Annotated in this window: 9 protein-coding genes; all 9 read left to right on the forward strand. The window is 70.3% G+C overall.

All coding sequences use genetic code 11. From position 1 onward, the window contains the following. The first annotated feature begins 249 nt into the window (after positions 1-249). On the forward strand, positions 250-1,221 hold the full coding sequence (locus ACFQRD_RS06340) for a sugar-binding transcriptional regulator (RefSeq protein WP_377020218.1): 972 nt from the start codon (positions 250-252) through the stop codon (positions 1,219-1,221). Between the two features lie 273 nt (positions 1,222-1,494). Then, positions 1,495-2,598, forward strand: coding sequence for a zinc-binding dehydrogenase (locus ACFQRD_RS06345; protein WP_377020219.1), 1,104 nt, complete (start codon positions 1,495-1,497; stop codon positions 2,596-2,598). A 448-nt stretch (positions 2,599-3,046) separates the two neighbouring features. After that, positions 3,047-3,718, forward strand: coding sequence for a DUF2291 family protein (locus tag ACFQRD_RS06350; RefSeq protein ID WP_377020220.1), 672 nt, complete (start codon positions 3,047-3,049; stop codon positions 3,716-3,718). Further along, positions 3,715-5,232 carry a sugar ABC transporter ATP-binding protein gene (locus ACFQRD_RS06355; protein WP_377793589.1) on the forward strand — a complete coding sequence of 506 codons (1,518 nt, stop codon included), beginning with the start codon at positions 3,715-3,717 and terminating at the stop codon, positions 5,230-5,232. Before ACFQRD_RS06350 ends, ACFQRD_RS06355 begins: the two co-directional genes overlap by 4 nt. A 26-nt stretch (positions 5,233-5,258) precedes the next feature. Then, positions 5,259-6,551 (forward strand): ABC transporter permease, encoded by a 1,293-nt coding sequence (locus ACFQRD_RS06360; protein WP_377020222.1) that lies wholly within the window; start codon positions 5,259-5,261, stop codon positions 6,549-6,551. A 113-nt stretch (positions 6,552-6,664) separates the two neighbouring features. Next, positions 6,665-7,663, forward strand: a complete 999-nt coding sequence (locus ACFQRD_RS06365) for a D-ribose ABC transporter substrate-binding protein (RefSeq protein ID WP_377020223.1) — start codon at positions 6,665-6,667, stop codon at positions 7,661-7,663. 140 nt (positions 7,664-7,803) lie between these two features. Continuing rightward, positions 7,804-9,192 (forward strand): RbtT/DalT/CsbX family MFS transporter, encoded by a 1,389-nt coding sequence (locus ACFQRD_RS06370; protein ID WP_377020224.1) that lies wholly within the window; start codon positions 7,804-7,806, stop codon positions 9,190-9,192. Positions 9,193-9,478: 286 nt separating this feature from the next. Then, complete coding sequence (locus ACFQRD_RS06375; protein WP_377020225.1) at positions 9,479-11,182, forward strand: dihydroxyacetone kinase family protein; 1,704 nt, start codon at positions 9,479-9,481, stop codon at positions 11,180-11,182. Positions 11,183-11,310: 128 nt separating this feature from the next. Next, entirely contained in the window at positions 11,311-11,781 is a 471-nt protein-coding gene (locus ACFQRD_RS06380) for a ribose-5-phosphate isomerase (RefSeq protein WP_377020226.1), read from the forward strand. Positions 11,782-11,806: the final 25 nt, after the last annotated feature.

Raw genomic sequence — 11,806 nt, forward strand, 5'->3', positions numbered from 1 at the left:
GTGTGCGGCAGCCCTCGCCGGGTCCGGCGGGGTGTGCCCATCCTGCCATTGTCGGCGCCGGGACCGAGCCGCGTGCACCCCTCGCCGAGGGGAGCTTCCATGCCGCCGACCAGGACGGGTGGCGCCGCTGCGCCCGTCGGGCGATGGTCCGGCGGTTGCGTGAGGGGCCGTCGGACTCTATAGGATCAGCGCTCACGGACGACCCGTCCGCGGCTCGAAGGCGCCGACGCAGCGGTCGACGACAACGCGATGACGGTGAATGAGGTGGACGTGCTCGAGAGCCATATGGATCTGCAGCTCCTGCACCGCGCCGCGTCCGCCTACTACGTCGAGAATCTTCGCCAGGCCGAGATCGCCGAGAAGCTCGGCGTCTCCCGGCCCACCGTGAGCAAGCTGCTCAGCGAGGCGCGCCGGATCGGGATGGTGCGTTTCGAGGTGCTCGACGTCCCCGAGGAGGACGTCACCGAGCTCGAGAGCCGCCTGCGGGCTCTGCTCGGGGTCGAACGGGTGCGGATCGCGCCCGGCGACCAGGCGCAGCGCGACTACCGCGGTCTCGGTGACCAGCTGGGGGAGGAGCTGCGCCGTCTGGCCCTGCGCCGCGACGACGTCCTGCTGGTCTCCTCGGGCCGGACCACCCATGCCGTCAGCCGGATGGAGCTGCCCCAGCTCGCCGGGGTGGTCGTCGCCCCCACCGTCGGCGGCCAGCAGGAGTCCGATCCCGCGTTCCAGACCAACGAGACGGTGCGGAACCTCGCCACCCGCACCGGGGCGCAGCCGCGATTCATCTTCGCTCCGGCCCTTCCGAGCCGGAGCCTGTGGCGGTCGCTGCAGGCGGACCCGAGCTTCGTGGAGATCATGGACCTGTGGGCGCGTGCCAGCGTGCTGGTCACCGGCATCGGAGCCCCGTACCTGGAACGGGAGTCGCTGACCTCGGTGGTGCCGCGGGATGATCCCTCGCTGGCCAGCGCCGTCGGCGACATCTGCCTGCACTTCTTCGACGCCGACGGCGAGCCGGTCGTCTATCCCGGCTCCGATCTGCTGGTACGCCCGACGCTGGACCAGCTGCGACAGATCCCCACCTCGATCGCGCTGGCCGCGGGCCGCGGCAAGGCCGCCTCGATCCGGGCGGGCGCGAAGGCCGGGCTGTTCACGACGCTGATCACCGACGCCCCCACCGCAGAGCAGGTGCTGGCCGACTACGGGGACGCGGACCCGGCGTAGTCGCGGCCGACCCCGAGGCGTCCCCCGCGCGTCCGAGGCGCCGTCGACTCCGAGGCATCACCACCGTCATCGGGCTATTCAGGTGGGGCAGGTCCCCACGCCCGCCGCCCCATGTCCGCGGGCGCCGCGCGGTCCGAGGTGGAACATTTGTGCTTGACGAATGTGCGGGACGGTGCCTACGCTCGCACCGAGACGGGGCACACCGCAGAGCCGCACCCCGATCCGGCAGGCGCCATGACGACGCCCGGAACGTATCGAAGGAGATGTGTCGAGATGACCGAGACCCCCCAGCACGAGATCCCACGGACCATGCAGGCCGTGGTCATGCACGCCCCGGAGGACTACCGCCTCGAGGAGCTCGAGGTCCCGGAGCCGGGCGACGACGAGCTGCTGATCCGCGTCGAGGCCGTCGGCGTCTGCGCGAGCGACCTGAAGTGCTACCACGGGGCCGCCAAGTTCTGGGGCGACGAGAACCGTGATCGCTGGGTCGATCCGGGCATCACGCCCGGTCACGAGCTCGTCGGCGAGGTCGTCTCCGGCTCGGCCGAGGCGCTCGCCCAGCACGGCGTCCAGCTCGGTGACCGCATCGCCTGCGAGCAGATCGTGCCGTGCGGTGAGTGCATGTACTGCCAGCGCGGCTGGTACTGGATGTGCGGTCCGCACGACATGTTCGGCTTCAAGCACTTCAACGGCGCGATGGCCGAGTACATGCTGGTCCCGCCGCAGGCCCGCGCCCACCAGGTCTCCAAGGAGATCCCCGCCCACCACGCCGCCTTCTCCGAGCCGCTGTCCTGCTCGCTGCACGCCGTCGAGCGCGCCCAGCTCAGCTTCGACGACGTCGTCGTGGTCGCCGGCTGCGGGCCGATCGGGCTCGGCGCCATCATCGGCGCCGCTCACAAGAACCCGAAGACGGTCATCGCCCTCGACTTCGACGAGCACAAGCTCGAGCTGGCGAGGAAGTGCGGCGCCGACCTCACCCTGAACCCGTCCACGACGGACATCTACGAGGAGATCCGCGGCCTGACGGGCGGCTACGGGGCCGACGTGTACATCGAGTGCACCGGTCACCCCAGCGCGGTCGGCCAGGGCCTGAACCTCCTGCGCAAGCTCGGCACCTACGTCGAGTACTCGGTGTTCAAGGAGGACGTGAAGGTCGACTGGTCGATCATCTCCGACGACAAGGAGCTCGACGTCCTCGGGGCTCACCTCGGCCCGAACTGCTGGCCCGCCGCGATCAAGATGATCGAATCCGGCGAGCTGCCCATGGACGAGATCTGCACCCACCAGTACGGCCTCGGTGAGGTCCAGACCGCCCTGGACCAGGTCGCCGATTCCGCCGGCGCCTCCGTCAAGGTCTCCATCCTGCCCGGTATCTGAGCCGTCTGCGGACGGCCTGCGCAGCCCCGGGTGCGGCGCCGCCCCTCGTCATCCCGCACCTGGGCCCCGTCTCCCGAGCCGGCGGTTCCCGTCCCGTGCACGCTGCGGTGCACAGCCGCCGTCTCCTATCCAACCGATCCGGCGGTGCGCCCCACCTGATCGCCCACATCGCCGGCCGAACGCACATCCGGCACCCCGTCGACGCTGACGGACGCGTATCCGCTCCGTGCTCGGCCCGCAATGCACCAGCCGGAACACGGCACCACTCTCCACCGCACCAGTCGCACCAGCCACACCACCCTCCACGGCGCCAGCGGAGCACGGTGCCCGTCGCAGCACACGCACCCGCCGGTCATCCGGCGGCCGGACACCCACCGGCCGGGCCCCACCGGCTGACCACCCACCGGCCGGACACCCACCAGCCGGAGCAACCAGAGGAAGGCTCACCATGAGCACCGCATCCGCCGCGGCACCCAGCACCGGGCGCCCGGCATCGCCGAGGAAGCACACCGGCCGCTGGGTCGCGGCAACCCTGACCCTGATCGCCCTGCTCGTCGTCGTCCTGGGCACGAAAGTGGTGCCTCAGGGGGAGGAGTCCCAGGCCGCCGGACCGGAGGAGTTCGACAAGGCCACGTTCGGAGCCGAGGAGTTCCCGAAGGTCCAGGAGCAGATCACCGAGCGCGCCGTGGAGGCTCCCGAGCTGGCCGCCGCGATCGCCGAGGACCCAGACGCCGCGGCCTCCGAGCACGGGGTCGAGGCCGCCGGGAACACCGTCTACTCCACGACCTTCACCGGCACCGTCGGCGAGGGCGAGGCCGGCATCTACGAGGTCGACGTCGAGGGTATGCCCCAGGACGTCACCGTGCGCATCCAGACCGGCCCGGCCATCAACGGCACCGACCTGCGCGATGCCACCGGCTCCTACGGCTTCGGCCAGTTCACCAACCAGATCGAGTACCAGGACGCCGGCGCCGCGTTGAACGATGAGGCGAAGAAGCAGGTCCTCGAGCCCGTGGACCCGACCTCGCTGCCGGGCGAGACGGTCACTGTCACCGGGGCCTTCACCGCGATCAACCCCGAGGGCTGGCTCGTCACCCCCGTCTCCCTGGAGGTCCAGTGAACACCGACGACGTGGTTCTTCATGCGCGCGACATCGTCAAGACCTATGGGGGCACCCGGGCGCTGAAGGGCGTGGACTTCGGCGTCCACCGCGGCCAGGTCACCACGCTGTTCGGGGAGAACGGCGCGGGGAAGTCGACGCTGATGAAGATCCTCTCGGGCGTGGAGCAGCCCACCTCGGGATCGATCATCCTCGACGGGCAGCCGGTCACCTTTGCCACCACCAACGACGCCCGCGACCACGGCATCGCGATCATCCACCAGGAGCTGAGCCTCGCCCCGAACCTTTCGGTGCGCGACAACATCTTCCTCGGCCGGGAGATCACCCGCGCCGGCGGCGTCGACTACGCCGAGGAGACGCGACAGGCCGCCGCTCTCCTGGCCGACCTGCGACTGGATGTGAGTCCCGCGGCCATGGTCGGCGACCTGCGCGTCGGCCAGCAGCAAATAGTCGAGATCGCCCGGGCCCTGTCCATCGACGCCCGCATCCTCATCATGGACGAGCCGACGTCGGCCCTGGCGGCCAAGGAGGTCGAGATCCTCTTCGGAATCATCGAGGAGCTCACGGCCCGCGGCGTCTCCCTGGTCTACATCTCCCACCATCTCGAGGAGGCGCTGCAGGTCACCGACCATGCCGTGGTGTTGCGGGACGGCACCATGACCGCCCGCGGGGACCGCGAGGAGATCGACCTGGCCTGGATCGTCCAGCACATGGTCGGCGAACACTTCGACCTGGGCTCCCCACCGGAAGGCCACGCGTTCGGCGATCCCGTGCTGGAGATCCAGGACCTCACCGTCCGCGACCCCGAGAACCCCGAGCGTGCCGTCGTCGACGAACTGTCGCTGACGGTGCGCGAAGGCGAGATCGTCTGCCTCTACGGGCTCATGGGCGCTGGCCGCACCGAGGTGCTGGAAGCCGTCGCGGGTCGCGGCCGCATCGCCGGTGGCCGGATCCTCTACCGCGGGCAGCAGCTCGGCCCCGAATCGATCGGCGAACGCATCGCGATGGGGATCGGGCTGGTGCCGGAGGATCGCCAGCGCGATGGGCTGGTCCAGACCATGTCCGTCGGCCAGAACCTCACCCTCTCCAGCATCCGGCAGTTCCTCACGCGCGGCTTCCTCTCGCGCCGCAAGGAGACTGCCCTGGCCGACGGGCTGATCCGGGACGTCACCGTCAAAGCGCCCGGGCCGCAGACCCCGATCGGCTCCCTCTCCGGCGGCAACCAGCAGAAGGTCGTCATCGGCAAGGCGCTGGCGACCGGACCCGGCGTGATGCTCCTGGACGAGCCCAGCCGGGGCATCGACATCGGGGCGAAGGCCGAGGTCTTCGGTCTGCTCGCCGACCGGGCCCGCGAGGGCCTGGGCGTCGTCTACTCCACCTCCGAGGTCGAGGAGTGCTTCAGCATCGCCCACCGCATCGTGGTGCTGCGACGCGGTCGCATCTCTGCCGAATTCGGACCCGACGCCGCGAAGTCCGACGTCATGGCCGCCTCCGGCGAAGTCGTCACCTCTTGACCCCGCACCCAGGAACGGACAGCACGATGACCTCCACCGCAGCGACCACCACCGCAGAGACCTCCACCACCGCAGGTGAGGGTGCGAAGAAGCTCGACCTCTCCAAGCTCCTCATCGAGGGGCGGGCCTTCCTGGCCCTCGCGCTGATCATCGTCGTCTTCTCGCTGCTCTCGCCGAACTACCTCACCGTCGACAACCTGCTGATCATGGCCTCCCACGTCGCGATCTTCGCGCTGCTGTCGCTGGGGATGCTGCTGGTGGTGCTGACCGGCGGCATCGACCTCTCCGTCGGCTCCACCCTCGGGTTCACCGCCGTGATCGCCGGCTTCCTGCTGCGCGGCGTGCCGCTGGACATCTTCGGGGTGACGCTCTACCCCAGCGTGCCCGTGGCGGTGCTGATCTCCGTCGCCCTCGGCGGAGTGATCGGCCTGGTCAACGGCCTGCTCGTGGCACGGTTCCACGTCGCCCCGTTCGTGGCGACCCTCGGCATGCTCTACGTGGTGCGCGGATTCGCGCTGCTGATGACCAACGGCCGCACCATCAACGACCTCTCCGGCACCGAGGGCCTGGGCAACACCGGCTTCGAGTGGCTCGGGTTCAACCGCATCCTGGGAATCCCCGCCGGCGTCCTGATCATGGCGGTGATCGCGCTGGTCCTCGCCGTGGTGCTGGCCCGGACCACGTTCGGGCGCTGGCTGTACGCCACCGGCGGAAATGAGCGCGCCTCCCAGCTCTCCGGCGTGCCCGTGCGCTCGGTGAAGATCTGGGTGTACGTGATCTCCGGGCTCTGCTCCGCCGTGGCCGGGCTGATCCTCGCCTCGACCCTCACCAGTGCCAGCCCCACCGCCGGCAATACCTACGAGCTGACCGCGATCGCGGGCGTCGTCATCGGCGGCGCCGCTCTCTCCGGCGGTCGCGGCACCGTGCGTGGCACCCTGCTGGGCGCCTTCGTGATCGGGTTCCTCTCCGACGGGCTCGTCCTCGTCGGCGTCTCCGAGTACTGGCAGACGGTGTTCGTCGGCGCAGTGATCATCGTCGCCGTACTGCTGAACTCCCTGCAGTACGGGAGGCCGCGCAGGGCCAAGCAGACCCCGACGACGACACCGCCCAGCGGCACGCCCGTGCCCGCTCCCGCCGCCTCCGGGGCGAAGCCGGCCGACGGCGGGACGACCGACGGTGCGTCGGCAGGCGGTGCGGCGACCGACGGCGCGGCGGTCGATGGCGCGGCAGCCGGCGGCGGCCCCTCGCCCGGTACGCCGGCCCCCGACCGGGCCGAGGAGCCAGGCAGTGGCGACCCGGGACCGGACCGCCGGCACTGACCACTCCGACCGCCGGCACTGCCCCCTCCGGGCCCTCACAGACCCGGGACCAGAACCCTGCAAGAGCCCCGATGCACCCCGGCCGGGCTGCATCCCCTCGAAAGGAACACATCATGGAACGTAGGCATTTCCTCTCCGCACTCGGCATCGGCGCCGCGGCGGCCGGCCTGGCGGCGTGCTCGACCGGATCCGGCGGCGGTTCGTCCGACGGCGGCAGTGCTGGCGGCGGCGGTTCGTCCGACGGCGGCCTGATCACGATCATCGTCAACGATCCCTCCAACCCGTACTGGAAGACCGAGGGCGATGTCGCCGCGGCCAAGGCCGAGGAGCTCGGCTACACCACCACCGTCGGTGCCCACAAAGGTGACACCAACACCGAGAACACGCTGGTCGACACAGCCATCTCGAACCGGTCGGTGGCGGTGATCATGGACCCGGCCGACGCGGACGGCTCGATCGGCACCATTAAGAAGGTCGTCCAGGCCGACATCCCCGTTTTCCTCATCAACGCCGAGATCAACGAGGAGGGCGTCGCCAAGGCGCAGTTGGTCTCGAACAACGCGCAGGGCGCGGCGCTCGGCGCCCAGGAATGGGTCAAACGTATGGGGGAGGAGGGCACCTACGTCGAGCTGTTCGGCCTGCCTTCGGACAACAACGCCCAGACCCGCTCGAACGGCTTTACGACCACGATCAGCCAGTACCCCGACCTGGAGAAGGTCGGTGAGGAGGTCGCGGACTGGGACCGGACCCTGGGGCACGACAAGGCGCAGTCGCTGCTGCAGGCCAATCCCGATATCAAGGGCCTGATCTCCGGCAACGACGAGATGGCGTTGGGCGCGATCGCGGCCTTCCAGGAGGCCGGAGTCCTCGAGGACATCGTGGTGGGCGGCTTCGACGGCTCGCCGGACGCCGTGGAGGCGATCAAGAACGGCGAGCTCGCCTACACCGTGCTCCAGCCCGTGGCGCAGTTCGCCGAGCAGGTCATCGAGATGGCCGACGATCTGCTGCGCAACGGCACCGAGCCGGAGCAGGAGAAGCAGGCGCTGGACTGCATCCTCATCACCGAGGAGAACGTCGACAAGATGACTGCACCGTTCACCTACACCGAGTGAGGAGGAGGGTGCGGCGGAACATTTGTGCTTGACGGATGTTCGGTGCTCGTCCTAGGGTCGCCGCGTCGACCGCCGGGCGGTACGCCCGGCACCGCAGTGACGGCCGCGAGAGCGACCACCGCACACGAAGGAGTGTCCGTATGAGTTCGGCACCGATGGCGACAGGCGCAGCCGGCGCCGACGACGAGGCGGGAGTCCGCGAGGGCTTCCTGGACCGGATCGGGATCCCGCACCCACTGCGCTGGGGCTTCCTGGGCGTCCTGATCTTCATGACCGGCAACGGCGTCGAGTCCAACATCGTCTCCCCACACATCGCCGAGACCTTCGGCGGCGGGGATGCGAAGATCGACCTCGCCGCCCGGATCATCGCCGCCTACAGCCTGGCCGTGCTCGTCGGCTCCTACCTGGCCGGCGCCCTGTCCGATCTCTGGGGCCCGCGCCGCGTGATGGCGCTGGGCTTCGGGGTGTGGGTCGTGTTCGAGCTGGCCTTCCTCGGCTCCCTGCAACTGGAGTCGGTGCCGCTGGTGGCGCTGTCCTACTTCCTGCGCGGGTTCGGGTTCCCGCTGTTCGCCTTCGCGTTCCTGGTGTGGATCAACGCCGTGGTGAACAAGGCGCGCAACGGAGCGGCCGTCGGCTGGTTCTACGTCATGTTCACCGGCGGCCTGCCCACCCTGGGCTCGCTGGTCGCCGTGTTCCTGATCGACGGCTTCGGCGGCGGGTTCCTCGGGCAGTACTGGGCGATGCTCGCCTCCACCGGGATCGTCACGATCGGCTTCCTCATCGCCTGGTTCGGGGTGCGCGAACGCCACGGCAGCATGCGCCTGGCCCCCGCGGGCGAGAGCAGAGGCTCCGTGATCCTCTCCGGCCTGCGGCTGACCTTCACCAACAAGCGCATCGCCATGGGCTTCCTGACGCGCCTGATCAACACCGCCCCCGAGTTCGGGATGTTCATCATCCTGCCGAGCGTCATCGCCGGCTCCATCGCCGACGGCGGGCTGGGCTGGAGCATGTCGCAGTGGCTGGTCATGACCAGCGTGGTCTATGCCGGCAACATCCTGTTCAACGCAGCCTTCGGTGCGCTCGGCGACAGCTGGGGCTGGACGAGGACGGTGCGCTGGTTCGGCATCGTCGGCTCCTCGATCGGCCTGCTGCTGTGGTGGTACGTGCCGCACTGGGTCCCCGCCGGCTCCGACTGGGGCTTCGTCGTCGCGGTCGCCGCGGGCACCGTGTTCGGCATCCTGCTGGCCGGCTTCGTGCCGCTCGGCGCGATCATGCCCGCCATCGCCCCCAAGCACACCGGCGCGGCGATGGCCATGTACACCACGGCCGCCGGCGGGGCGACGTTCCTCGGCTCGGCCGTGGTCGCCGTGGTCCGCCCGTGGGGCGGGAACGTCGGCGTGGTCTGGGCGTTCGTGCTGCTGTACGCCTGCGCCTTCGTGATGACCTACTTCCTCAAGGTCCATCAGCCGAGCCTTCATGGTGAGGACCGGTCCTCCGACGAGGCCGCCACGCCGGCGGCGGCCCGCTGAGAGCCGGCCCACCGATGTCTGACGGGTCGAACGGAGCCTGGTTGCCTCCCGGCACACACTTTCCTATAGGATCTTGCGTGCGAGGCGTTCCGTCCTGTCCCGCCCGGCGGCACCGACGCAGTGGCCGACGTCGACGGTCCGCCCGTCCTTCCGGGCTGATCGCCCGGCACGGGCGCCGTGCCGGCCGCTGTCGGCCGACGACCCGGGCCCATCTGGTCGGCGCACCGCCCATCAGGCAGGCTGGCCCTGTACCCGCCCCTCATATCCCTGCAGAGAGAGTTCGACGATGACTTACCTCTTCGATGACCCGAAGTCGTTCCCCGCCGACGCCGTGGAAGGCCTCGTGGCCGCCCACCCCGACGAACTGCTGCAGGTGCACGGCGGGGTGGTGCGCGCACTGGCCACTCCGGAGGGCGCCCCGGCGCTGGTCGTCGGCGGCGGATCCGGTCACTACCCGGCCTTCGCCGGCTGGGTGGGTCCCGGCTTCGCCCACGGCGCCCCGTGCGGCAACATCTTCTCCTCCCCGTCGGCCGACCAGGTCTACTCCGTCGCCCGCAACTCCGACAACGGCGGCGGCGTGATCCTCGGCTTCGGCAACTACGCCGGCGACGTGCTCCACTTCGGGGTCGCCGCCGAGAAGCTGCGCGCGGAAGGCATCGACGTGCGCATCGTCAAGGTCAGTGATGACATCGCCTCCAACTCCGAGGACAACCACCGCGACCGCCGCGGCATCGCCGGTGACCTGGTCGTGTTCAAGGTGGCCGGCGCCGCCATCCAGGCCGGGGCCGACCTCGACGAGGCCGAGCGCCTGGCCTGGAAGGCCAACGACGCCACCCGCTCCCTGGGTGTGGCCTTCGACGGCTGCACGCTGCCCGGGGCTGAGGATGCCCTCTTCCACGTGCCCGAGGGCAAGATGGCCATCGGCCTGGGCATCCACGGGGAGCCCGGGATCGACGAGAAGCCGATGCCCAGCGCCGCCGAGCTCGCCGAGGTGCTGGTCGAGGGCGTGCTGAAGGAGACGCCCGAGCTCGACTCGCAGCGGGCTGCGGTGGTCCTGAACGGACTGGGCACCGTGAAGTACGAAGAGATGTTCGTGGTGTGGAGGCACGTCTCGGCGCTGCTGCAGGACAAGGGCCTCACGCTCGTGCGCCCCGAGGTCGGCGAGCACGTCACCAGCCTCGACATGGCGGGCCTCTCGCTCACGGTGATGCGGCTGGACGACGAGCTCGAGCAGCACTGGCTCGCCCCCGCCGACACCCCGGCGTTCCGTCGCGGCGGCACGGTCGAAGGGCCGGCCGGCCAGGAGCGCGGCGAGCTCTACACCCCCGGCGAGGACCCGATCCCCGAGGCCACCGACGCCTCGCGTGACAGCGCCCGCCGCATCACCGAGATCCTCGCCGACCTCCAGAGCCTGCTCGAGGAGCTGGAGCCGGAGCTGGGCCAGCTGGACTCGATCGCCGGCGACGGTGACCACGGCCAGGGAATGGTCCTCGGCGCGCGCGGTGCCCACGCCGCCGCCTCCCGCGCGCTCGAGCGCGGTGCCGGCGCCCGCACCGTGCTGGTCCAGGCCGGAGCCGCCTGGTCCGCCGAGGCCGGCGGGACCTCCGGTGCCCTCTGGGGCGCGGTGCTGACCAGCGTCGGCGGCGGTTTCCGCGACGACGAGGCCGTCAGCGACGAGCAGATCCCCTCTGCCCTGGCCCAGGCCGTCGAGGCGGTCGAGCGCCTGGGCGGGGCCAAGCCCGGGGACAAGACCATGGTCGACGCGGCGGTGCCGTTCCGTGAGACCCTGGAGTCGGCCGACGGACCCGCCGCCGAGGCGGTCACCGCCGCCGCCGAGAACGCCACAGCGGCCGCCGAGTCCACCGCGGATCTCGTCGCCCACCTGGGCCGAGCACGCACCCACGGCGAGAAGTCCAAGGGCACGCCCGACCCGGGCGCGATCTCCTTCGCACGGATCGTGACCCGCCTCGGCGAACTGCTCTCGGCCTGACCGTCCGGTCGACCGGCGACGGTCCGGCAGGGCTGGTCCCGGGCCGCAGCCCCGCCGGCCCGCTGACAACTGCATAGAACGACACCGTCTCCGTCAGCCATCCTCATCCATCACCCGAAGGAGCAGCCATGGGCTGGAAGATCATCACCGGATCCGACAACGCCGGATTCGGCCACAAGAGTGCACTGAAGGAACTGCTCGAATCCGACTCCCGCGTCGACTCCGTGATCGACGTCGGTGTCACCGGCCGGGAGGACGGCACCTACTACCCCAACGTCGCCATCGAGGCGGCGGAGAAGATCGCCGCCGGCGAGGCCGACCGGGCGCTGCTGATCTGCGGCACGGGCCTGGGCGTGGCGATCTCCGCGAACAAGGTCCCCGGCATCCGTGCCGTGACCGCGGACGACCTCTACTCCGTCCAGCGCTCCGTGCTCTCCAACGATGCGCAGGTGCTGTGCATGGGCGAGCGCGTGGTGGGCCTCGAGCTCGCCAAGGAACTGGTCAAGGTGTGGCTGGACCTCGAGTTCGACCCCAACTCCTCCTCGGCGGCGAAGGTCGACGCGATCTGCGCCTACGACGGGTCGCTCGACAAGTCCTGACCCGACAACCGGGTACTGGCGTGTG

The sequence above is a fragment of the Brachybacterium sp. GCM10030268 genome, assembly GCF_042666305.1.
Lineage (GTDB): Bacteria > Actinomycetota > Actinomycetes > Actinomycetales > Dermabacteraceae > Brachybacterium.

Excerpts from the sequence above, each read along its gene's own strand:
- ACFQRD_RS06370 (WP_377020224.1), top strand. The coding sequence starts at position 7,804 with ATGAGTTCGGCACCGATGGCGACAGGCGCAGCCGGCGCCGACGACGAG.
- ACFQRD_RS06345 (WP_377020219.1), top strand. The coding sequence starts at position 1,495 with ATGACCGAGACCCCCCAGCACGAGATCCCACGGACCATGCAGGCCGTG.
- ACFQRD_RS06365 (WP_377020223.1), top strand. The coding sequence starts at position 6,665 with ATGGAACGTAGGCATTTCCTCTCCGCACTCGGCATCGGCGCCGCGGCG.
- ACFQRD_RS06380 (WP_377020226.1), top strand. The coding sequence starts at position 11,311 with ATGGGCTGGAAGATCATCACCGGATCCGACAACGCCGGATTCGGCCAC.
- ACFQRD_RS06360 (WP_377020222.1), top strand. The coding sequence starts at position 5,259 with ATGACCTCCACCGCAGCGACCACCACCGCAGAGACCTCCACCACCGCA.
- ACFQRD_RS06350 (WP_377020220.1), top strand. The coding sequence starts at position 3,047 with ATGAGCACCGCATCCGCCGCGGCACCCAGCACCGGGCGCCCGGCATCG.
- ACFQRD_RS06375 (WP_377020225.1), top strand. The coding sequence starts at position 9,479 with ATGACTTACCTCTTCGATGACCCGAAGTCGTTCCCCGCCGACGCCGTG.
- ACFQRD_RS06340 (WP_377020218.1), top strand. The coding sequence starts at position 250 with ATGACGGTGAATGAGGTGGACGTGCTCGAGAGCCATATGGATCTGCAG.